A 23,750-nucleotide genomic window follows, 5' to 3' on the forward strand; every position below is an offset into this window, starting at 1 on the left:
CTGATTGTGAGGTTCAGGTACAAGTCGATGGCAACCACTACATGGTCGTTGCAGTGGGTGACGTATTTGAAGGCCTGCCTACCATTAAAAGACAGCAGATGATCAACAAGGTACTGTTCCAGCACATCATGGACGGCACCATTCACGCTCTTCACCCGAAGGCTTTCACTCCGAGCGAGTGGGCTGCGCGGCAGGCCAACGCCTAAACAGAACAGGATTACTATTGTGGATAAACTTCTGATCCGAGGCAGAAAACCTCTGGATGGCGAAATTCGGATTTCCGGTGCCAAAAACGCGGCGTTGCCGATCCTGGCATCAACTCTACTGGCTTCTGAGCCGGTGACCGTCGGCAACCTGCCGCATCTGAATGACGTCACCACCATGATCGAGTTGCTGGGCCGAATGGGCGTCGAGCTGCTGATTGATGAAAAGATGAGTGTTGAAGTGCACGCCAACACCATCGAGCACTATCACGCGCCTTACGAGCTGGTCAAAACCATGCGCGCGTCGATTCTTGTGCTGGGGCCGCTGGTCGCACACTTTGGTGAGGCTCAGGTGTCTCTGCCCGGTGGTTGTGCCATTGGTACGCGCCCGGTCAACCTGCACATCCACGGCCTCGAACAGATGGGCGCGGACATCAAGGTTGAAAACGGTTACATCCATGCGAAAACCAATGGCCGCCTGAAGGGTGCTCATATCTTCATGGATACCGTTACCGTAACCGGCACGGAAAACCTGTTGATGGCCGCTACTCTAGCTGACGGTAAAACCATTCTGGAAAATGCCGCCCGTGAGCCCGAAGTGGTGGATTTGGCTGAATGTCTGATCGCCATGGGCGCAGACATCAAAGGCCACGGCACCGCGACGATTGAGATCAACGGTGTTGAACGTCTGCACGGCTGCCATCATAACGTCCAGCCGGATCGGATTGAAACCGGCACCTACCTGGTTGCTGCTGCGGCCACTGGTGGTCGGGTGAAACTGAAGGATACCCGTGCTGATTTGCTGGAAGCGGTGTTGCTGAAGCTGGAAGAAGCGGGTGCCCACATCACCACAGGTGAGGATTGGATTGAGCTGGACATGAAAGGCCAGCGCCCGAAAGCAGTGAGCATTCGTACCGCGCCTTATCCTGCGTTTCCCACCGACATGCAGGCCCAGTTTGCAGCTATGAATGCGGTAGCGGAAGGCACTGGAACCATCGTGGAAACGGTGTTTGAAAACCGTTTCATGCACCTGCAGGAATTGATCCGCATGGGTGCCGACATCACGCTGGAAGGTAACGCAGCCATTATTAAAGGCGTGGATCATTTGACCGGCGCGCCGGTTATGGCCACAGACCTTCGTGCATCGGCCAGTCTGGTGATTGCCGGTTTGGTTGCTGAAGGCGACACCATCGTAGACCGCATTTACCACATTGATCGCGGCTACGAATGTATTGAAGAGAAGTTGCAGTTGTTGGGCGGCAGTATTCGCCGCTTGCCAGCGTAATCAAACACCAACGGGAACCCGGAAAGACCCATGACAGATTCCATCACCATCGCCTTGTCGAAGGGACGAATTCTCGAAGAGACTCTGCCACTGCTGGCTGAAGCTGGCATTGAGCTGGTGGACGACGTGAAAAAGTCCCGCAAGCTGGTGTTCCCCACCACAGATCCGAATGTGCGTGTACTGATTATTCGCGCAACGGATGTGCCTACTTATGTTCAGTACGGTGGTGCAGACCTTGGCGTGACCGGCAAGGATGTGCTGATGGAGCATGGTGGGGAAGGGTTGTACGAGCCGCTGGATTTGAATATTTCCCGTTGTCGCCTGATGACGGCCGGTAAGGTGGGCGAGCAGCCTCCGGCCGGTCGTATTCGTGTGGCCACCAAGTTTGTGAACATTGCCCGTCGCTATTATGCGGCTCAGGGTCGGCAGGCGGACATCATCAAACTGTATGGTGCGATGGAGTTGGCGCCGATTCTGGATCTCGCGGACGAAATTGTGGATATCGTCGATACCGGTAATACGCTGAAGGCGAATGGGCTTGAGGCGCGGGAGTTGATTGACGATATCAGTACGCGGTTGGTGGTGAATCGGGCGTCTATGAAGATGCAGCACGGGAAGATTAATCCGATCATCGAGATGATGGCGGCAGCTGTGGATCGTCGCCGTTCCGAGTAAAGCACTAGTTTTCAATCCAAAGCAGGATTTGAGTTATGACCGATAAGATCACCAGACTGAACACCACCCAAGGCGATTTTGACAGTGCGCTCGCCAAACTGTTGGCGTGGGATGACAGTGTGGATCATCAGGTGAATGAGTCGGTGCGTCATATCCTGCATGAGGTGAAGACCCGTGGCGATGAGGCGGTTCTGGAGTTTACCGAGACGTTTGACCGTCTGAAGGTCAGCTCGATGGCTGAACTGGAGATGGGGCAGGATCGTTTGCAGGCGGCTTTGACGTCGATTCCTCAGGATCAGCGTGAGGCGCTTGAGACGGCAGCTGAGCGGGTTCGCGATTACCACGAGCGGCAGAATCAGCAGTCCTGGCAGTATCAGGATGAAGACGGAACGATTCTGGGGCAAAAGGTGACCCCGTTGGACCGTGCCGGTTTGTATGTGCCGGGTGGTAAGGCTGCGTATCCTTCTTCTGTTCTGATGAACGCCATTCCTGCGAAAGTTGCCGGTGTTGGTGAGCTGATTATGGTGGTTCCTACGCCGGATGGCGTGGTGAACGATATGGTCCTGGCCGCAGCCGCCATTGCCGGTGTTGACCGTGTGTTCGCCCTTGGTGGAGCGCAGGCAGTAGGTGCTCTGGCTTACGGCACGCAAACGGTGCCCGCGGTGGACAAGATTGTTGGTCCGGGCAACATTTTTGTGGCGACAGCCAAGCGTGAAGTGTTCGGTGTTGTTGGTATCGACATGATTGCCGGTCCGTCTGAAATCCTGGTGATTTGCGACGGCAAAACCGACCCGGACTGGATCGCCATGGACCTGTTCTCTCAGGCTGAGCATGATGAGCAGGCACAAAGCATACTGGTAAGCCCGGATGCGGACTTCCTGGATGCCGTGGAGGCGAGTATCAACAAACTCCTGCCAACCATGGAGCGCGAAGAGATTATCCGTACATCCATGACCAGCCGTGGTGCGCTGATCAAAGTGGCCAACCTGAAAGAAGCGGCTGAAGTTTCCAACTGTATTGCCCCTGAGCACTTGGAGCTGTCGGTAGAAGAACCACAAGCCATGCTGGAGGATATTCGTCACGCTGGCGCGATCTTCATGGGCCGTTACACAGCAGAAGCCCTTGGCGATTATTGCGCTGGCCCAAACCACGTGCTGCCCACTAGCGGTACCGCTCGATTCAGTTCACCTCTGGGCGTCTACGACTTCCAGAAGCGTTCATCCCTGATCGGTTTTACGCCTGAAGGCGCCGATCGCATGGGGCGTGTAGCTTCGGTTCTTGCCCGTGGCGAGGGACTGACAGCTCACGCCCGATCGGCGGAATATCGCGTCAAAGACTGAGATATTGTGCGCAGGGCGGTTTCGGGTTGGGTGCTTGAGAGCATGGCAAGAAAGCCTTTCCAAAAACCGCTCCTTCGGCACGTCCATGTGACGCTTCTGCTCCGCCATCCATGGTTCCGCACATTTTTGGAAAGGCTTTCTTGCCACACTCTCCGAAATCTTGTGCATTGCCGCCCTGCATTAGCGTCACCATTGAATTCTTGTTACAGCACCAACTCGGAGTGCGTGAATCATGAGTAAATACTGGAGCTCACTGGTCAGCGAGTTACAGCCGTACGTGCCAGGCGAACAGCCTAAAATGGCGAACCTGGTGAAGCTGAACACGAACGAAAACCCTTTCGGGCCTTCACCGAAAGTTATCTCGGCGATTAAGTCTGAGCTGAACGATAACCTTCGTTTATATCCGGACCCGCAAGGGCAGGCTTTGAAAGAAGCCATCGCCTCTTATTACATCGATTTTGGTATAGAAGAAAACCAGGTTTTTGTGGGCAATGGTTCTGATGAAGTGCTGGCCCACATCTTTCAGGGGTTGTTGAAGCAGGACAAGCCGATCTTGTTCCCAGACATTACCTACAGCTTCTATCCCGTTTACTGCGGTCTGTATAAAGTAGAAAGCAATATCATCCCGTTGACCGAGAACTTTGAAATCAACCCGGATGATTACAAAAGTGCGAATGGCGGCGTTATCTTCCCGAACCCGAACGCCCCGACAGGTCGCTACCTCGGACTGCAGCACGTAGAAGCGATCTTGCAGTCGAACATCGACAGCGTGGTGGTGGTGGACGAAGCCTACATCGATTTCGGTGGTGAAACTGCGATTCGCTTGGTTAACCAATACCCGAACCTCGTTGTGTGCCAGACCCTGTCCAAAGCCCGCTCCTTGGCCGGCTTGCGAGTTGGTTTTGCCGTTGCCAATGAAGAGCTTATCGAAGCTCTGAATCGAGTTAAAGACAGCTTCAACTCCTACCCGCTGGACCGCTTGGCTCTGGCCGGAGCGGTCGCAGCATTTGAAGATCGCCAGTGGTTCGAAGACTCCTGTAGCGGTGTGATTCGTGAGCGTGAGAAGGTTGCCAAAGGGCTGGAAAATCTCGGTTTCGAAGTGCTACCGTCAAAAGCCAACTTTGTGTTCGCCCGCCACCCTGAACACGAAGGGGCAGAGATCGCGGCGAAGCTCAGAGAGCAGGGCATTATTGTTCGTCACTTCAGCAAGCCACGGATCAGTGATTTCATTCGAATTACGATCGGTACCAGTGATCAGAACAACGCCTTGATCAAAGGTTTGGACTTTCTCTAGGCGATAAAGAAGTTGATCAGTGAAATGACGCGTAATCAAGTTGGTTGTAAGGCCTTCCTGTGCCTTACTGTTCACCAGAATAAATGCACTGATCCGATCTCAAAAGTTCTGAAAGATAGAGGGATGCAACATGGCAAACCGGAATGAGATCCTGGCGAAGATAAACGAATGGCTTCAGCCGGAAAACTTCCAGGACTACGCTCCAAATGGCCTGCAGGTTGAAGGCAAGGATGATGTCCAGACAATTGTCTCCGGCGTGACCGCCTCCCAAGCGCTGATCGACGCCGCCGTAAAGCAAAACGCAGACATGATCCTCGTGCACCACGGATACTTCTGGAAAGGCGAAGATCAAGCCATTCGCGGAATGAAAAAGCGCCGCATCAAACAGTTGCTCGACAACAACATCAACCTCGTCGCATACCACCTGCCATTGGATGATCATCCCGAATACGGTAACAACCGACAGTTGGCAAACGTACTGGGTATTCAAAACCCGCGCCCGGCAGATGGCTTGGTTTGGCAAGGCGAGCTAACCGATCCCATGACCCCGGAAGACTTTGGCCGTCAGATCGCAAACGCGCTGAACCGACCGCCGCTGCACGTAGGTAAGGGCGCAGACGTCATAAAAACCGTCGCCTGGTGCACCGGTGGTGCCCAAGGGTTTATCACCAAAGCATTGGAACTCGGTGTCGACGCTTACATCAGCGGCGAAATATCCGAACCAACCACCCACACTGCACGGGAGTCTGGCATCCACTACTACGCGGCAGGCCATCACGCGACCGAGCGTTATGGAGCCAAAGCACTGGGTGAGGCGTTAGGGAAAGCGTTTGGGGTGAAGCACCAGTTCATCGATTGCGATAATCCGGTGTAGGGGCAGGCTAACTGCCCCAACCTAATTCCAAAAGATGTCTTACGTCAGATTAAGCAGGCCGCTTCTCATCCTTAGGCAGCCCGAAATCCTCAGCCAGCGTACCCTTCTCTTCAGGATCGGCCTTCGGCGCATAATCCCGAGGTGGCTCAGAAGAATCGGAGTCAGAGTGCTCAATACGCCCTGACACATCCTGCGCCAGCGACTCCGGCCACTCCTCATCATTGCACAAACGATTCGCCCCGCGCGCCATATGCTGATTCACATCGCGATAGGCATCATTGAACCGCTCCATTAACTGTGCCGACTCAAGAAAATGCTCATTCACCTGAGCCTGATAGCGCGTAAACTCACCACGAAGCTCGTCAATCTTCTGTTCAGCTCTCCGCTGACGCAAAGAAGCACCCTGGCCAGAGCGGCCAAAAAGAACCCCAATGATAATGCCCACTACCAGCGCGGCTACCGCCGCAAGAATCAGGTTCGTCATATAACAATCGTCCTAGTCAGTACATGCGAGAGAGCGAAAACCTATAAAAAGAGTATACGCCTCCGAAGCGCCAGCGCCCATGCCGAAACACTGCGCCAATCGTCGTATTGCTCCAAGGCCTGTGTGCCGTGGCCAAAAAGCACAAAATGAGCGACAATACCGCGCCCAGAAATCCACCCAGATGGCAGGAAAACCCTGATGACAGAAGCCGTGCTCACCGAAACTGTTGCGAACCTGACTCCTTGGCAACGTTACCAGCAGGATCTAGAACGCCCGGATTTTCACAAGGACCCTGCGCAGGAAGACGCCGTTCGCCGCCTACAAGCACTGTACGACAAACTGGTGGAAGCTGAAAGTGAGCGTAGCAAAGGTCTTAAAAAATTACGCCGCAAGCTGAAAAAAGGTAAAGAGACTCCGGTTAAAGGCCTGTACTTCTGGGGTGGGGTAGGCCGCGGTAAAACCTACCTGATGGACACTTTTTACGAAGCCCTTCCGTTCGAGCGCAAAATGCGCGTGCACTTCCATCGCTTCATGCAGCGTGTTCATGCCGAACTTAGAAAGCTTAAAGGCGAGAAAAACCCGCTGGAACAAGTTGCCAAAACCTTCGCCGGTGAAACGCGGGTTATCTGCTTCGACGAGTTCTTCGTGTCCGACATCGGCGATGCCATGATTCTCGCCACGCTGATGGAAGAATTGTTTAGTCGGGGCGTAACTCTGGTGTGCACCTCCAACATCGTCCCGGACGGACTCTATAAAGATGGGCTCCAGCGTGCCCGCTTCCTGCCGGCCATCGAACTCGTTAAAAAGCACACCGACGTGGTCAACGTAGATGGGGGTGTCGATTATCGCTTGCGCACACTCGAACAGGCCGAGCTGTATTATTACCCGCTGGACGAAGGCGCGAATGCCAGCTTGCGGGAGAGTTTCGATGCGTTGGCGGTTGAAGCTGGCAAGCACAGTAAATCCATGGAAATAAACGGCCGTAAAATTCCGGCGCAAGCCCACGCCGACGACGTGGTCTGGTTCGATTTTTTGGACGTGTGTGACGGCCCCCGCAGCCAAAACGACTACATCGAAATGGCCCGCCAGTTCCACGCCATCATCGTCAGCAACGTACCTGTCATGGGCGTAGAAAAAGACGATCAGGCTCGTCGTTTCATCAACTTGATCGACGAATTCTACGACCGCAACGTCAAACTCATCATCTCCGCCGAAGCGCCGATCACCGAGCTTTACTCCGGTGGCAGCCTGAGCTTCGAGTTTGAACGCACCGAATCCCGCTTGCTGGAAATGCAATCCCAGGAATACCTGGAAGCACCCCACAAGCCTTAGTCAAAAACTAGAAAGAACCAAAACAGAGAGGTCACAACATGAGCCAAGACAACGTCGTAATCGTGAGCGGTGTACGTACACCCATGGGCGGATTCATGGGCAGTCTTGCCCCGATTACAGCGCCTGAGTTGGGTGCTATCTCCATCGCAGAAGCCGTCAAGCGCGCGGGCCTTCAGCCTGCCGATGTGCAAGAAGTAATCATGGGTAACGTACTGCCAGCAGGTCTAAAGCAGGGCCCGGCTCGCCAAGCCATGCGTAAAGCTGGCCTGCCAGACAGCACCGGTGCGACCACCATTAACAAACTGTGCGGCTCAGGCATGAAGGCTACCATGTTCGCCCATGACCTGATCAAAGCAGGCACCAACGACATCATGGTTGCCGGTGGCATGGAAAGCATGTCCAACGCTCCGCACATCCTGCAAGGCGCCCGCCAGGGCTACCGCATGGGCCCCGGTCCAGCACCGCAAGACCACATGTTCCTAGACGGTCTTGAAGACGCTGAAACCGGCCGCCTCATGGGCTCCTTCGCGCAAGAGGTTGCTGACCAAAAAGGCTACACTCGCGAGGAGATGGACCAATACGCCATCACCTCCTTGAACCGCGCGAAAAAAGCCATCGACGACGGCGTGCTCAAAGATGAGATCATCCCGGTCACCGTCAAAACCCGTAAAGGCGAAGTGGTTGTCGCAGATGACGAACAGCCCCACAACGCCAACATCGACAAAATCCCAAGCCTGCGCCCGGCCTTCGCCAAAGACGGCACCGTAACCGCAGCCAACGCCTCCTCAATCTCCGATGGCGCCTCCGCTCTGGTTCTGATGCGTGAGTCTGAAGCCGAAAAACGCGGCCTCAAACCGCTGGCTCGTATCGTCGGCCATACTACCCAATCGCAGCTCCCTGCTGAGTTCACCTGTGCCCCCGTGGGCGCGATTGAAAAACTGTTCGCTAAAACCGGTTGGAGCAAAGACGACGTTGATCTGTACGAAATCAACGAAGCCTTCGCCATGGTCGCCATGATGCCGATCAAAGAACTGGGCCTCGACGCTGAAAAAGTAAACGTTCACGGCGGCGCTTGTGCTCAGGGCCACCCCGTAGGTTCCACAGGTTCACGCCTGCTGGTCACCCTGATGTACGCTCTACAGTGTTACGGTAAAAAGAAAGGCGTAGCGGCACTGTGCATCGGTGGCGGCGAAGCTACCGCAATGGCGATCGAAATGATCTAACGAGTATTCGCTCATTGTTGCCCGGACCGAAAGCAAACAGTCTGGGCGAACAACGCCGGGCTTCCTTCTGGAAATTTCGTAGGCCATGGATGGCCGGAGGCAAGCGCACAGGGATGTGCTCGTAGCGGTTTCCGGATATCCAGCCCGGTGTTGTTTGCTTGCTCTGTGTTATAGCTCCAGAAGAGCGGCTGTAACCTCGAATTCCCCCTCCAAAACTCCCCCAATGAGCTCACTTAAAACCACCCGCCCCAAAGTGGTTGCATCCCAGAATCTTGTCTATAGTGATGAGGTGCGAGAAAGACGGCTCACGAAGAGTGATAGCAAAATCATACTTTTGACTGATCAAAGCCGCGAGAAGCCTTAGCTATAGTGCTAGCATCACGGCATCGTATACATGGCCGCAGAATACCAACCAATAGAAGAATCGAGCAGCGACTCAGAACAACAACGGAGTAGCCTTCCAATGACAAGAAAAACTCAACCCTGGCAGCGCTGGACAAAGTTACCACTCGCGGTCGCCATCGCAGCTGGCGTATCCAGCCCGGCCTTTGCTATTTCGTACCCCTTGGGGAATGCCGGGCAGATTCAATTTAACACTACGCTGTCAGCCGGGGCTTCATGGCGTACCGAAGAAGCTGATAAGCGTTTGCTTGCACCCCATGACGGCCGTGGTACAGCGTCTACAAACAACTACGATGATGGCAACCGGAACTTTGATAAAGGCGATGTCGTTTCCAAAATTGTCAAAGGTAACAGTGAGCTGTTCCTGGATTACAGCGTCGACAACGAATACCTGACCCGTATTGGCGGGTTGCTGCGAGGTCGTTATTGGTATGACTTCGAACTGAAGGATGAGGATCGTAATTACCGCCCGCTAAGCAGCGATGGTAAAGATAATGCTTCGGGCGGCGAAATTCTGGATGCATATATCTTCTCAGATTGGTATTTCGGAAACGTTCCGGTCAGCATCCGATATGGTAAACAAGTTCTGAGCTGGGGTGAGAGTACGTTCATTCAGGGTGGTATTAACACCATCAACCCAGTCGATGTGCCTGCTTTCCGGGCGCCAGGTTCTGAGCTGAAAGACGCTCTTTTGCCGGTTGAGATGCTTTATGTGTCTGCGGGTGTCACCGAGAATGTTACCGTCGAGGCCTTTGTCCAAACTGACTGGGAGCCTGTGCGCGCCGACGATTGCGGCACCTTTTTCTCGACCATCGACTTCGTCTCTGATGGTTGTGGGCCGATTTGGCCAGCAGGAGATATTAGCGAAGAGCAGAGCGAAATCTACGATAAAAATAACAGTCTGGGGTTGCCTGGCGGTCGATATGCCATTGCGAGGGAAGGTGACAGAAGGCCTGACGCAAAAGACCAATTTGGGGTAGCGCTTCGCTGGTACGTGCCCGAACTGAACGACTCTGAGTTGGGCTTTTATTTCATCCAATACCATAGTCGCTTGCCCTATGTCAGCGGTATTGTGAATGATGGGCCGGGACCTCAAGCGGGTGGTTTTCCTGAATATTTCATGGAATACCCGGATAACATCAAGCTCTATGGTGTGAGTATCAACACCACGACCCCAGGTGGTTGGTCGTTGGGCGCGGAATATAGTTTCCGTGAGGATGTGCCGTTGCAATGGAACGCTTTTGAATTGATATATGCGGGTCTGCAGCTACCTCTGCCGGATGGCACCCCGGTGAGCATGCTGCAACGGCAGCGACAGGAAGAGCTCGGAACCACGAATGTGGATGGCCTGGTTGCGAGCGGTAACGATCGCTTTAATGTGTCTCAGTTCCAGTTCACGCTCATCAAATTCTTCGATCAAGTCATGGGGGCTAGCCGGCTATCGCTTATCAATGAAGCCGCCGCTACATGGGTGCATGATTTGCCCGGTTATGATGAGGCGCGTTACGGTCGTTCTGGCACATTTGGCGTAGGCCCCGTGCCGACAGCCAGTGGCGATGCCTGTTCCCAGCCAATCGTTGGTGGGAAGGCGTTGAACTTGAATACGGATTACTGCGAAAACGATGGCTTCACTACCGATTTTTCATGGGGTTATCGCACACGTCTGGTTTGGGAATACCCGAATGCAATTGCCGGTATAAACCTGAAGCCACAGTTGGCATGGAGTCATGATGTCGAGGGCTACTCTCCGCAACCGGGTGGTGCGTTTAACGAAGGTAGTAAATCTCTTGGTTTGTCTTTGACAGGCGTTTACCAAAACCGGATCACCGGCAGCATCGGCTACACCAACTACTTCGGTGGCAAACCCTACAACGAGAAGACCGATCGCGATTTCGTAAGCGCGAGTGTTTCTTACTCATTCTGAATCGGACAGATTTTGTTCCAAGAGGTGATTTAAATGAAACTGAACAAGAAACTATTGGCTACAGGTATTTTGGCTGCAAGCATGTTCGCTGGCCAAGCCTGGGGTGCAGTTTCTGCCGGCGAAGCAGCCAAACTGGGTGACACATTGACCCCTATGGGTGCAGAAAAAGCCGGTAACGGCGGCGCCATTCCAGCTTGGGACGGTGGCATGACAACGCCGCCCGCAGGTTATAAAGGTGACGGGATCTATGTAAACCCCTTCCCCGACGAGACGCCGGAATTCGTGATTGATCAAAGCAACGTTGATCAGCATGCAGATAAGCTGTCGCCGGGTCAGGTCGCGATGATTCGTCAGTACGCCGATTATAAAATTCCGGTGTACGCAACTCACCGGACTGCGACTTACCCGCAAGACGTGATGGACAAAACCGTTGCGAACGCGAGCAAAGTGGAGCTTATTCAGGACGGTAACGGTCTTGGGAATTATGAAAGTGCGACGCCATTTCCTATTCCTCAGAACGGTCTTGAGGCGATATGGAACCACATCACCCGGTATCGGGGTGGTTCGGTCCAGCGTAACGTAGGGCAGGCTACGCCTACGGCCGGTGGCGCATACTCGATTGTGCGGTTCCAGGATGAGATTACTTGGAATAGTGCATTGTCTGACTACGAGAAGGGGCAGGATGATAACGTTCTGTTTTACTTCAAACAGGCCATTACTGGGCCGGCACGTTTGGCGGGTAACGTACTCCTCGTTCACGAGACCATTGACCAGGTAAAAGAGCCTCGCCGTGCGTGGGTCTATAACGCGGGTCAGCGTCGTGTTCGTCGTGCGCCTCAGGTGGCCTACGACGGACCAGGTACCGCGGCTGACGGTATGCGTACCAGTGATAACTTCGACATGTTTAACGGGGCTCCAGACCGTTATAACTGGGAGTTGTTGGGCAAGAAAGAAATGTACATCCCGTACAATTCCTACAAGCTGGTCGATCGCGATCTGAGCTACGACGAAATCATCAAGGCAGGGCATATCAATCAAGATTTGACCCGTTATGAACTGCACCGGGTGTGGCACGTACGCGCTACGTTGAAAGACGGTGAGCGTCACGTATATGCCCAGCGTGATTTCTACATTGATGAGGATTCCTGGCAAGCTGCGGTGATTGATCACTACGACGGTCGTGGAGAGTTGTGGCGTGTAGCGGAAGCACACGGTATGCAGTTCTATGACAAAGACGTTCCTTGGTACGCTATTGAGGTGCTGTACGATTTGCTCTCGGGCCGCTATTTGGCGTTGGGTCTGACCAACGAAGAGAACAATCCGTACACCTTCGGGGCCGAGCGTCATTCGCGTGACTACACGCCGGCTGCCTTGCGCAGAGCAGGTACGCGTTAATCGCAGAGTTGACGTAATCAAAAAGGCGAGCCACAGGCTCGCCTTTTTTGTGCCTGAAAATAATTGTCTAAAATGTGATGTATATCACATACATACGTTGCAATGGCGAAAAGGGCCATTTTTTGCTAATGGCCCGTAGTTTGGTTTACCCTCTACCCGTAATCTCATACTAAAGGCGACCCCACGTAGGTCGCCAACGCTTAAATGCTTAAGCGAATCATAGTTGTACCGGGCGGCTCGAAATTTGGCCCGGTTTTGAATGGGGCAGAGCGTGAAACCTTTAAGCGACGGTTGTGCAGCCAATGATGAATATCAGATTGCCAATGCAGGCGTTCAGCATGGTGAATTGGTTCGTGACCTTTTAGAGCATCGACTTCAACTACCGACGATACCCGCAGACCGGCTGCTCCGTCCCGAGTTGGATCAGGCAATACGCGCAGCCTTAAGTCCAGGCCATGTATTGTCTATTGACGCGCCCGGTGGGTATGGCAAAACCCATGCTCTCGTTAGTGCGCTTATCGGCACTGCAGAAGCCCCTGACGCGCCGTCAATACGTTGGATATCTCTGAGTGCCGCTGATAATGCGCCCTCGCGTTTTCTCTCCGTCCTGGCTTCGGCGTTTAAGATCTCTTACCGGGTCAAAGGGAATAGCAAAGCGTTTGAAGACCATCTGGCTTTGATGCTTGTGTCTAAGGCGCGACAGGCTAGCAAGCAGGCCGAAGTGCTGGTGTTGGATAACCTTCAGCACGTAACCAATCCTGCGGTCGTTGGTTTGCTTCAATACCTGGTGACGCATATCCCTGGCAATCTCGCGATTGCGATGGTGTCTCGTTTACCGTTGCCATTTGCCAGCCACACACTGCAACTCAATGGGAATTACGAGCGAATCGGAGTGGATCGCCTTGAATTGACTCGGTCTGAAACCTTTGAGTTTTTCCAGAAAGCCAAGACGGAACGGCAGATCACCAGTGTCGCAGTCGATCATCTCTATAACCTGACGGAAGGCTGGCTAACGCCTCTGGCATTGTATCGTCGGGAAATGGAAACCGCAGAGGATCGTCGCCCCATTCAGGAAAGCGCCTATGTGGAACGCTTTCTGAAAGACTCTGTGTGCCAGCCTCTAACAACAGCGCAGATCAAGTCTCTGAAAAGCATTGCAGAACTGGATAGTTGTTGTGATGAGCTGTTTTATGCAATAGGCGGTACCGACCTCGGCTCCGGTTTAACGCCGTCTCAGGCGGTGGAGCTTGGCTTGCCACTCAAGCAAGTACCGGGGCGCGGTCGTTGGTTCCGGTTAAACCCGTTGCTACAGACTTTCTTACAAAGCCCTCCTGTCGCCGGTCGTGCAAAACGAATGCTCTTGGCCAGTCAATGGTTTGGCCAGCGAGAGCAGTTCCCTGAGGCACTGAAGTGCGCGGTGCTGGCCGGTGACAATGATGAAGTAGTGCGTATTGCATCGGAAGGAACGGAAGCGCTGTTGCTGGGGCAGGACACGGCTTCGCTGCTTACGCTCCGAAAAAATTTACCGGAACATCTGCTCGAACGCAGCGCCAGATTGAGAATTGTGTACGGCTGGGTTCACGCCATCGGTGGCCAATTTCGACAGGCACGGCAGCTGTTGGAGGGATTTGCTCCAGAAGGTTGGAGAGAGCACGAGTCGCGAATTTTCGCCCTTAAAGCCTTTATTTTGAGAGGTGAAGGATTTGTTCAGCCGGCCTTGGCGATGGCGGACAAAGCGCTCAGCGCCGGAGGTTTGTCTGCTCAGGCCCAGTTGGTTACACACATTGTGCGCTCCAATGCTTTATGTGCTGCAGGCCGTTTTCAGGAGGCACGAGAAGCCAATCGCCATGCGTCAAAGCTGGCGAGGGAAGCGGGCGACTCGGGGTCAGAGGCACTTGCCGTGTATTCGCACGCGCGAATTGAATTGAGCAAGGGAGCTTTGGGGCATGCAGAAAACCTGTTGCGTACCGGTTTGGATGCTTCCCTGCAGGAACTTAGCCGACCAGCGCGCATTGGCGAGACCCGGCTTCAGTTAACTCTGGTGCTGGTGCTGTGGCACCAAGGCCGGATGAAGGAGGCTGACCGCATACTGGTGAGTTGTAACCGGCATGCGGAGCAAACAAGGGATTTGGGCCTGCTTCTTGGCATGGCGCTCAGAGTATTTATGTGCCGAAGCCAGGGGCTGCTTGACGACGCCTTTGTTTGGATTGGTCGTGCGGAGCGCACCATGCATGCCTGGCAAGTCGATGAGGCGCTTTATGTGCCGGTGTTGGAAGCGCTCAAGGCCAGTTGTTGGCTGGCATGCGGCCAGCCAGATAGCGCTAAGCAGGCGATTGCGAAGCTTGAACCTTATCGTCAAGACGGCTGTGTGCCAGAACTGTTCCCCACCATGCCGGGGTTGATGGATTGCCTGCACGTACGTGAGGCGATTGCGTCGGGTGATCTGGTGCGGGCGAGAGAAAATCTCGACGGCATCTATCAGCGCTATGGCGATGCGCTTCCATGGGGATTGCAGCTACACGTTGGTTTGCTGAACTCGGTGTTGTTGCAGGCTGAGAAGGGGGTTCAGGCTGCGAGAAAGCAGCTGGAAGTCTTGGTTGTTCAAGCCTCCACAGAGAACTTCATTAGTCCATTCATCGAACTGTCCAAAGAGTTGGCGCCGTTAATGGAGAAAGCTTTTTTCTTCTTGCCAAAAAGCGAGTTTACCAGTGCGCTAGGTGAATTGTTTGGTTGTGAAGTTACGGGCACTAATGAGCAGCTGGCTGAGCCCATCAGTGAGCGAGAGCAAGGGGTGCTGGAGTTGATTGCGATGGGGTTGTCGAATCAGGCCATCGCCGACAAGTTGCATATTTCACTGCATACGGTGAAAACCCATGCCCGGCGGATTAATGCCAAATTAGATGTGAAATCCAGAACTCAGGCGATTGTTCGGGCCAGAGAATTGGGGCTGCTCTGAGCCCCGATTCTCGGCTTATGTTGCGTTAAGCTCCATTTTTCAGCTGGTCGATCCGAGCATCTTTCTCGGCCCAAATCGCGCTGACCCAGCGCTGAAATTCCACCCGCATTTTCCGGTCCCCCTCATAGTTCATGCCCAGAAATTGCTCGGGTATCTCTCGAGTTCGGATGTCCACGACGATCTTCTTTACGCGACCGCACATGTAATCCCAGATCCCGGCTTGGCCGCCGGGATAAACAATCGTCACATCCAGCATGGTGTGAATCATCTCGCCCATCGCACCAAAGACAAAGGCCGTGCCGCCGGCTTTGGGTTTCAGCAGGTTGTTGTAAGGCGAGTTCTGGCGCTGGTGTTTTTCGGGGGTGAAGCGGGTGCCTTCCATGAAATTAAAAATGGTGACTGGCGTGTATCGGAATTTCTCGCAGGCTGCTTTGGTCGCCTCGATATCCTTGCCTTTCAATTCCGGGCGTTTGGCGAGCTGCGCCTTGGTGTGGCGGTGCATGAATGGAAAATCCAACGCCCACCAAGCGATGCCTAGAAGGGGCACCCAAATAAGCTCTTTTTTCAGGAAGAACTTTAACAGAGGAATCTTGCTGTTCAGCACATACTGAATGGCGGTGATGTCAGCCCAGCTTTGATGGTTGCAGGTTACGAAATACCAGTGCTCTTTACTTAGTGTTTGCGCGCCGCGTACATCCCATTCCACTTTGTGGAAAATCCGCATCAAGGTGTTGTTGAAACCGATCCAATACCAAGCGATGCCGTTAATGACGATGGTACAGCCCTTGCGAATAACAGTGACGGGCAAAATCAGTTTGATAATGGCAAACAACAGCAGGAACGGCAGGAAAGTGACCGTATTCAGAACGATGAGTAGCAATACCAGAACCCCTTTCAGAGGGGCGGGCAAGAAGTTAAGCATATCGCAACGTCTCTGTTGATCCAGGTTACAGGGTTAGTGTTCGAGTGAAGTTGTACCAGCGTTGCCGGGCAGAAGGGCTTCAGCGTTGGCGGCAGTGGCCAATTCCCGCAGGCGATCTGAAGACTGGTCTGCGAGTAACGTCCGGAACTGTTTGTCGTAGAACCCGAGATTGTTATATCGGATCATCGCCCGGATTTCCTCAACGTAGTCTTCACCGCGCTCGGAGTAGCCGAGAAGCCCGTCTGCCATGGCCACACCGGACAACGATTTATTGGCTTGAAGGGTTCGCTGGCGAACGTCTCGAAGCCGCTGGTAAGTCGGGTGGCGGTTCAAGTTCTGGATGTATGCGCGAATCGATGCATAGGGAGAGGAGAACCTGGCGACTTCGTGGCTGGCACCGGACACGCGGCTAAGGGGCACCAGACCGCAGCCTTTAGAAAAACACCATTGCCCAAAAAGATTGTTGCCTTGGGTTGCAAAGCGCGAAGTGCCCCAAGCGGATTCATTGGCGGCTTGAGCGAGAATGAGAGACGGCGGTATCACCCCTAAGCGCTTCTTTAGCAGAGCGAATTGTGCCTCACTCCCGTTCGCCTCATCAACGCGCAGCCGAACCGCGTGATCGGCCAGCCACTTCCGTTCGGTGTCGGAAAGTTCTGTTTTAGTGCGCAGAGCTTCGAGATATTGTCGTTCGATCAAAATGCGGCTGTTGGCCAGCACAATGCGAGGATACAAAAAGGAAAAAAACGCGGCTTTTCGCTCCGTGGTGTCCTGGATGGCAGAAAAGTCCGGAAGGGGCGCTGCGACCCAAGAGGGGAGATTAGGCAGTGTGCTAAGGGCAACGTCGCTTTCGTCACCAATCTGACCGCCGAATGGCGTGTAAAGCGCGCCTGCGCCGGCAAACAAAATCAGTGGAACGCAGAGCAACAGTGCGCGGTGAACAGCCGTCATAAACCCCTCTCGACAATCGATATAGCGGGAATTATAACAGGTTATGTACCTTTTTCCGGCTTACGAGTCGTCTTGGCCTATTCTGGAATCCGCGTGGCTAAAAGCAGACCTGCGCGCGGATTGGTTCTGGAGGTATCTTTGATCGCCAGAAAGACCTGATCGGCGTCTCCGGTGTAAAAACCGTCCAGTTGGAGGCCGGAAGTGATGGATGTTAGCGCGAGGCTGCCTTCAGGTGTGCTGGTGTAGTTGAAGATCTCTGTTATGTCCGAACCCTCTGGGCCGGTCACCTGTCGCTCGCTTACGCTATGACTCACGTTGAATTGTGTCGCGGTGAGCGTCGCTTCGGTGCTGCTATTGAATGTGAGTACGCCGCCATTCAATTGTTGGAGTTCGTTCGCACTGTCGGTCATCGACAAGAGCGCGCCTTGAATGCGATAGCGAGCGTCGGTTTGCAGGCTCGCTGACGGCTTATTGCCTGCGATCAAGATCCCGTCGCCCCAACTACTGTCATCGAGATTAAAGACCAGCAAGGTGCCATCGGGGGAAGCCGCGCCTTGGCCGCTGTCGGGTTTGGTGTAGTCGGTGTCGGGGCAGGTGGAACATAAGCTCAACCGGCCCATAAAGAGGGTTTCATTGCTTAGTTTTGAACGGCGATTGGCGATCTTCAAAGCTTGTGAGTCGGTGCCTGAGATAAATGATGTCGCCCCGTTGGCTGCGCGAGACAGTGTAAACGTGTTGGCGCTGATGCTTGCGGATAGCTCGTTGTCGGTGACGTTCCCCGCGTTAAGTGTGCCTGAGCCTGTTTCAAAAACAATCGGATCGGGGCCACCAAAGCGTCCCGAGAGATACACTAAATTAAAATCACCCGGTACCTTGGCCAGATCGAAGTCTTTGCTCCGTAATAAGTGCAGTTCGAAGGCTGAAAGGTAGTGGTTTTCCAGCGTATTACTGCGCTTCAGCTGACCGTCCTGGTTACTTAGTGCAATTGCTTTGCCAGCGCTGAAGTAACTCGCCAGAACCCGGTTGGGGCCGGTTTCCGCATTGCTTGGTTTTGTTGTGTAGGCGTCAAAATAATACGGGTTTCGAGTCCAGCCAATAGGCTGGCTATCATCGGGGTAGGTGATGCTTTGGTAAAGGGCGCGACCGGAAAGCAGTCGTGCGGGCTGGAGGTCATCATCAGAAGATGATTTGGGGGTCAGAGTGGCCGCTCCAGGTGAGCTGGAATGGCTATTACGCAACCAGGCCTTGGTGGCAAATTGGTTATCCGGCGTGTGCGTAACGGTTTGCCGATCATACGGCATGTCAGTGGCCAGCGAGGTCACGCTCAAGCCAAAGGCATCAAAGGTGGTTAGGGTTAACGCCGGATAGAGAAATGCTTCCGCGTTGTTATTGGTCAGATCTTCTTCCTGCGTGGAGCGTAAGCCCCACTGGCCGGCCGCAGACGTACCGTCACTCTGTAGAGTCTCTCCGAGTTCCAGCCCGAAAAACACCGAATTATAGTCGGCTGAACTGGCTTTGATACTGCCTGAAGTGCTTTCATTGAGCCGGGCATATTGGGCGATACCGTCGACATAGGTTGCAAAGTCTGCACGGTCTTTCAAGCCAGCGAGGGCCGTGGCCAAATTGGCGCCAGTTGGAATATCAATCTCGAAATCGTGTACCTGATCGGCGAGGGTAGCCCACACATATTTGTTCAAGCACAAACCGCCGCCGGTGTCGTTCACACAGTCCATCACGGTTTGAAAGTCGTTAGCCTGGTACTTGCCCAAAGTCTCTTCAACCACATAGTGAGAGAACGGGTTCACCTTCACATCACGGTCGGAATCGGCGGCTAGTGCTTTCATGGTGATGCCACCATGGCTATTCCACGTGGCTTCGATGACGACGTCGGGGCCAATGGGAAGTCCGTTATTGAAGCCAACGATGAAATGGCCGTCATCACCGGTGTCTATCGTGTGGTCAACGTTATCCAGTTTCTGCAGCGAATGATTGGTTGTGTATACCTGAATGCGGTCGGGAACCACGATTCTCAGGTTGCGGCGTGTGGGTTTTCCGTTGGGCGCAAAGTAGGCAGGCACTTCCATCGTGACGCGCACTTCATTTTCTTTCAGACCCTTGGCGTTGCTGGAATCACCAGTGCTTCCGGTACTGAAATCATCGAGCGCGTTGACCGTGTTACCAAACCGGTTGGGGATATCTCTGGCCCCATCAATCGCACTGTCACCGCCGCCGCAGGCAGCAATAACCACGGATGCAGAGAGCAGGGAAGCAAGCTTGAAATTCATGCCAAGGCCTATCCAAGTACAGAGTATTGGGAGAGCCTAACAGCTAAATGGGGGAAAGGGCGTGAAGGGGTGCACGATTGGGTTACCCGTAAGGTGTACGGGTAACCCAAGTGACATAGGCGGCAGATTTAGAAGAAAATCTTAATGCCTGCCAGAATGCCTTCGTCCAGGTTAACGTCTGGGCTGCCGGCAAAATCCAGTTCGGTGTTCAGGTAACGGTAACCGCCGAAGACTTCGGCGTTGCGGATCAGTCGGTAGCTGGCGCGTAGTTCTAAGCTCGTCATCTCGTCGGAATCACCGAACGATAGGATGCTGGGCGCGTAGTGCAGACTGCCGCCGAAAGACAGGCCGGGAACATCCGGAACATTAACGGTCGCAAAGCCACCTACGCCAATCGCACCGCCGTCGAGGTGATCATCATCCCAGCCAAGACCGCGCAAGCCAATGCCGGCGGTAGTGGGCAGGTTGCCCAGTGCAGTGCGACCTTGGGCATGAAAATCAACGTTGGCAATGTGACGACCGCCTTCGTGGTAGGTGTAGCCGGCACCTACTTGCAACTCTTCCTGAGAACCAAAGAAGTTGACCTGGCCTTTAACCGAGTCGGACGTCAGGCTCAGATCCAGATCAGATGCCATAACAGGGGCCGCGGCCAAAGAAAGGGCCAAAGCAGAGATGCGGGTAATTTTCATGTGTACACCTTTGTAACTGTCGTTATTAGATGCAGAGCGGGTGTTGGTTGCTCGCATCGGTGATCATTCTGACGGAGCACGATGGTAACACCTGTTCCACGCAGTACAACTTAAAAGCCCGTAAGCCGGCGGAAAGGGACGGGGTTAGTGGAGCTGCCCCTCGTGGCCCTGATCCAGATCTTCGGGCGATACATTTTCAGCAGGCACGCGGTATTCTTCATTGGCCCAGGCCCCAAGATCAATCAGTTTGCAGCGCTCGGAACAAAATGGCCGCCAGGCGTTGGCTTCAGTCCATTCAACGGATTTTTTGCAGGTGGGGCATTCAACGTTCATGGGGATCAGTCCGGGCTGTGTGTATGAGCTGCCGGTCATCAATTCTCGGCAGGTGCGTGACAGTATTGTTCCAGCACTGCCCGTAGCATTTCAAGGTTGACAGGCTTGGCAACGAACACATCCATGCCCGCCGCGCGGCAAAGTTCTTCATCTTTTTCCATGGCGCTGGCGGTCAACGCCACCACAGGCACGCGCAAGCGATTGTTTTTCTGTTCCCAGATACGAAACCTTCGTGTCGCTTCAAAGCCGTCCATTTGCGGCATGAGGCAATCCATAAAAATCAGGTCAAATGGTTGCTGTTGCCAAAGCGACATCGCCGCTTGCCCGTCGTTAGCTGCGGTTACCTCGCAGCCCAGTTTTTCAAGAAGACGCTGAGTGAGAATCCGGTTTACCTGGTTGTCCTCAACCAGCAGAACCCGCATGCGCCCGCAAGGCAACTCCCGGCGGATAGAACCTGAGTCACTCAGCCCTTTCAGTGAGAAACGGGTAAGGAAGCGCCGTTCCTGTTGCTCGATATCACTGAACAAGTGATTGAGGATCGGGATTAGATACGATTCCCGCAAGGCCTTGCTGAGAAATGCGTCGGCCCCGGCCTGACGGAAATGCTCGGCATCACCGCGCTGCGGGTTGGAGGATAAAATCAATAGCCGGGTTTCGCTCCATAATGTGTTGCTGCGAATCTGTCGGCAGAGAAGGTCGCAGTCCATATCGGGCACAAACCCATCCAAAATGATCGCGTGGAAAGGGTCGCCAGCATCGCAGGCTTGCCGCAGAGAGGTGAGGGCTTCGCCGGCAGATTTAACCGCTTCGATCTGCAGATCAAAGCGGGATAACATTTCCAATGTGATCTTGCGTGATAGTTCGTAAGAATCCACCACCAGAATGCGCCGGCCACGCACCATGCTGGAATCCGGCCGGGTACGTGTTGCACTGTCACTGACCTCTTCCAGATTCAGTTCAATCCAGAAGGTGGAGCCTTCACCAAGGCGGCTCTCTACATCCAGAGCGCCGCCCATCCGGTCAATCAACTGTCGGCAGATGGTCAATCCCAAACCCGCTCCAGGCAACTGTCGTGTGAACCTTTGCCCAAGCTGCACATAAGGCTCATACACTAACGGCAGTTCATCGGGGTTGATGCCTTCGCCTGTGTCTTCCACCGCCAATCGTAAGCGAACCTTGCCATTCTTGCGGCCGAGCACCTCTACGCTCACCAGAACGTGGCCGGAATCGGTAAACTTGATGGCGTTGGCGAGCAGATTAACCAGCACTTGCCGGATACGAACGGGGTCCCCCGTTACCGCCCACGGCAGGCTTTCGTCCACCCGCATTTCCAGCGCCAAACCTTTCTCTCGAGCTCTCTCGCCCAGCATATGAACGAGATCGTTCAACGTTTCGCGAAGGTCGAACGGAATTTCTTCAAGTTGGAGTTTTCCCGCTTCCATACTGGAAATGTCGAGTAGGTCATTGAGAATGGCAGAGAGATTTTCAGACGCATTGATCAGCGTGCTGACGTATTCTGTTTGTTCTTGATCCAGCGGCGTGTCGGCCAACAGATGGGCGTAACCCAGCACGGATTGTAGTGGTATGCGCAGCTCGTGGCTGACATTGGCCAAAAACTGATTCTTGGCCTGATTTGCACGTACCGCTTCGTCCCGCTCACCACGAGTCTTCACAGAAATTTGGCGTAATGAGCGTGTGTCTTCCAAAATCTGCAGCCGCATTTTGTTCAATGCCTGTTCCAGTTCTGAAAGTTCATCCGGTTGAGCCGGTTTCTTTCGACGCAGCTCCAGCGGGGCAACCAAGGCGTCTAAGTTGAGTCTGGCGGCATAGTCCGCCATGGTTTCAAGGTGTCGGGACAGTGCAACGCGCACGATTAATAACAGGCCCAGTGTTCCAAGCATCACGATAATGGACTGATACAACAGATTGGTCAGAGCACTGGCCAGAATTTCTTCATAAACGCTTTCAACGGAAGAAACGATTGTTAGCTCGCCTACCCGTTGGGGCTGTTTTAAGTGGCTGCTTTTGAAATCCAGCGGGAAGGTTTGAGAAATGATTCGGCCGGCCGGGGAAGTGCCGGCGCTGAACTCCTGCTCGGTAGACGTTATTACGCGGGAATATTGGATAGAAGGTACGTTGCGCAAGTCATCGAGATTAGCGGCTACTTCACTGTAATTCAAAACCCAGAGGTTTGAGCTTAGCGTGCTGGAGATGAGCTCTACGGCTCGGCTTTGATTGGCTTCTAACCGCGATTTCTGGCGTTCGAATTCGCCAATCATCTGAACGCCCGTGGCGACCAGTGATAATGCAAGGCTGTACAGCAGCACCCACCCGAGTAATCTCAGGGCCAGTGGGCGAACACCCCAACGCGTTAAAAAGCGGTTTGAAGGCAAGTCACGAATTCCCTGTGTCGACAACAAGTTAACCTGTGGCAGTTTAACAGATGGACACTACTTCCACACGCACCATTCCGCCCGCAGTAATAAAGCGAAAACGCACGTTCAGGTCATACAAGTGCGCGCCGTAAATGCGGTCTTCGTCTCGTCCTCGGCGAAAAGAAGGGCGGGGATCGTAGCTGACAACATCTTCGATCAAACCCTGAAGATCCGGGTAGTCAGTCGGGGACAATGTTGCCAGTGCTGTTTCCGCCTCTGGCGTAAAACCTACGTCAACGCGGTCTACCGGCGGCGTGTCTGCCCAGCCCATAGATGCGTCCGGCAGGGCATCGGCAAAGGGCAGGTAGGGTTTGATGTCGAGAATCGGTGTGCCATCAATGAGATCGTGATCGCGAATTCTCAACACCAGGCGGCCATTCTTCCGCTCAAGCCCGTCGTTGCGCACCACCGACAACCCGAGACTGTTGGGGCGAAAAGGCGAGCGGCTGGCGAACACGCCAATTTTCTTGTTGCCTCCCAAACGGGGTGGGCGCACGACCGGCCGCCATTCGGCACGCACGGCTTCGTGAAACTGGAAGGTGAGCCACAGATGGCTGGCGGTTTCCAAACCCCGAAAGGCATCTTCTCGATCAAACGGGGGGGCGATGACCAATTCCGCATGGGCGTGACGGGTGAGCCCAGGTTGGCGTGGAACCCCGAATTTATCCTTAAAGCAGGAGCGGGTATAGGCAATGGGGGTCAGGGTTAAGGCTTCGGCTGCCGGTCTGCTTTTGTGTTTGGGTCGGGTCAT

General features: G+C 54.0%; 19 protein-coding genes. 11 read left to right on the top strand and 8 right to left on the bottom strand.

Translation table 11 applies throughout. The features are described 5' to 3' along the window. The 6 genes from VOI14_RS10160 to VOI14_RS10185 all read left to right on the top strand — a co-directional run. Window positions 1-206, top strand: a 206-nt coding sequence (locus VOI14_RS10160) for a BolA family protein (RefSeq protein WP_323751939.1), incomplete at its 5' end; no start/stop codon positions are given. 19 nt (window positions 207-225) lie between these two features. Continuing rightward, entirely contained in the window at window positions 226-1,488 is a 1,263-nt protein-coding gene (gene murA / locus VOI14_RS10165) for a UDP-N-acetylglucosamine 1-carboxyvinyltransferase (protein ID WP_323751940.1), read from the top strand. Window positions 1,489-1,518: 30 nt separating this feature from the next. Beyond that, a complete protein-coding gene (hisG, locus tag VOI14_RS10170; RefSeq protein ID WP_323751941.1) occupies window positions 1,519-2,163 on the top strand; it encodes an ATP phosphoribosyltransferase in 645 nt (214 codons plus the stop codon). A 35-nt stretch (window positions 2,164-2,198) separates the two neighbouring features. After that, window positions 2,199-3,503, top strand: a complete 1,305-nt coding sequence (gene hisD, locus VOI14_RS10175; RefSeq protein ID WP_323751942.1) for a histidinol dehydrogenase — start codon at window positions 2,199-2,201, stop codon at window positions 3,501-3,503. 232 nt (window positions 3,504-3,735) lie between these two features. Next, window positions 3,736-4,797, top strand: coding sequence for a histidinol-phosphate transaminase (gene hisC, locus VOI14_RS10180; protein ID WP_323751943.1), 1,062 nt, complete (start codon window positions 3,736-3,738; stop codon window positions 4,795-4,797). Window positions 4,798-4,927: 130 nt separating this feature from the next. Continuing rightward, the gene (locus tag VOI14_RS10185) at window positions 4,928-5,671 is read left to right on the top strand and encodes a Nif3-like dinuclear metal center hexameric protein (protein WP_323751944.1); all 744 of its coding nucleotides are present in this window, start codon (window positions 4,928-4,930) and stop codon (window positions 5,669-5,671) included. Window positions 5,672-5,720: 49 nt separating this feature from the next. Here VOI14_RS10185 and VOI14_RS10190 read toward each other — a convergent pair whose 3' ends face one another. Continuing rightward, complete coding sequence (locus VOI14_RS10190; RefSeq protein ID WP_323751945.1) at window positions 5,721-6,155, bottom strand: YhcB family protein; 435 nt, start codon at window positions 6,153-6,155, stop codon at window positions 5,721-5,723. A gap of 234 nt (window positions 6,156-6,389) precedes the next feature. On the opposite strand from VOI14_RS10190, the gene zapE reads away from it, so the two are divergent. The 5 genes from zapE to VOI14_RS10215 all read left to right on the top strand — a co-directional run bounded on the left by zapE (window position 6,390) and on the right by VOI14_RS10215 (window position 15,387). Further along, complete coding sequence (gene zapE / locus VOI14_RS10195; protein WP_323752045.1) at window positions 6,390-7,487, top strand: cell division protein ZapE; 1,098 nt, start codon at window positions 6,390-6,392, stop codon at window positions 7,485-7,487. A gap of 38 nt (window positions 7,488-7,525) precedes the next feature. Further along, on the top strand, window positions 7,526-8,710 hold the full coding sequence (locus VOI14_RS10200) for an acetyl-CoA C-acyltransferase (protein WP_323751946.1): 1,185 nt from the start codon (window positions 7,526-7,528) through the stop codon (window positions 8,708-8,710). Window positions 8,711-9,173: 463 nt separating this feature from the next. Next, entirely contained in the window at window positions 9,174-11,036 is a 1,863-nt protein-coding gene (locus tag VOI14_RS10205) for a DUF1302 domain-containing protein (protein WP_323751947.1), read from the top strand. 33 nt (window positions 11,037-11,069) lie between these two features. Beyond that, on the top strand, window positions 11,070-12,431 hold the full coding sequence (locus VOI14_RS10210; protein WP_323751948.1) for a DUF1329 domain-containing protein: 1,362 nt from the start codon (window positions 11,070-11,072) through the stop codon (window positions 12,429-12,431). 271 nt (window positions 12,432-12,702) lie between these two features. Then, entirely contained in the window at window positions 12,703-15,387 is a 2,685-nt protein-coding gene (locus VOI14_RS10215) for a LuxR C-terminal-related transcriptional regulator (RefSeq protein ID WP_323751949.1), read from the top strand. A 25-nt stretch (window positions 15,388-15,412) separates the two neighbouring features. Here the strand turns inward: VOI14_RS10215 and VOI14_RS10220 are convergent, their stop codons facing one another. The 7 genes from VOI14_RS10220 to tsaA all read right to left on the bottom strand — a co-directional run bounded on the left by VOI14_RS10220 (window position 15,413) and on the right by tsaA (window position 23,750). Then, window positions 15,413-16,309 (bottom strand): acyltransferase, encoded by an 897-nt coding sequence (locus VOI14_RS10220; protein ID WP_323751950.1) that lies wholly within the window; start codon window positions 16,307-16,309, stop codon window positions 15,413-15,415. 33 nt (window positions 16,310-16,342) lie between these two features. Further along, complete coding sequence (locus tag VOI14_RS10225; protein ID WP_323751951.1) at window positions 16,343-17,257, bottom strand: glucosaminidase domain-containing protein; 915 nt, start codon at window positions 17,255-17,257, stop codon at window positions 16,343-16,345. A gap of 77 nt (window positions 17,258-17,334) precedes the next feature. Further along, the gene (locus tag VOI14_RS10230; protein WP_323751952.1) at window positions 17,335-19,542 is read right to left on the bottom strand and encodes a hypothetical protein; all 2,208 of its coding nucleotides are present in this window, start codon (window positions 19,540-19,542) and stop codon (window positions 17,335-17,337) included. Between the two features lie 128 nt (window positions 19,543-19,670). Further along, window positions 19,671-20,231 carry a YfaZ family outer membrane protein gene (locus VOI14_RS10235; RefSeq protein WP_323751953.1) on the bottom strand — a complete coding sequence of 187 codons (561 nt, stop codon included), beginning with the start codon at window positions 20,229-20,231 and terminating at the stop codon, window positions 19,671-19,673. Window positions 20,232-20,375: 144 nt separating this feature from the next. Continuing rightward, window positions 20,376-20,564 carry a DNA gyrase inhibitor YacG gene (gene yacG, locus VOI14_RS10240; protein WP_323752046.1) on the bottom strand — a complete coding sequence of 63 codons (189 nt, stop codon included), beginning with the start codon at window positions 20,562-20,564 and terminating at the stop codon, window positions 20,376-20,378. A 38-nt stretch (window positions 20,565-20,602) separates the two neighbouring features. After that, a complete protein-coding gene (locus VOI14_RS10245) occupies window positions 20,603-22,981 on the bottom strand; it encodes a hybrid sensor histidine kinase/response regulator (protein ID WP_323751954.1) in 2,379 nt (792 codons plus the stop codon). 19 nt (window positions 22,982-23,000) lie between these two features. Continuing rightward, window positions 23,001-23,750: a tRNA (N6-threonylcarbamoyladenosine(37)-N6)-methyltransferase TrmO gene (gene tsaA / locus VOI14_RS10250; protein WP_323751955.1), complete on the bottom strand. Its 750-nt coding sequence runs from the start codon at window positions 23,748-23,750 to the stop codon at window positions 23,001-23,003.

The sequence above is a fragment of the Marinobacter sp. genome (assembly GCF_034669625.1).
In the GTDB taxonomy this organism is placed as follows: Bacteria; Pseudomonadota; Gammaproteobacteria; order Pseudomonadales; family Oleiphilaceae; genus Marinobacter.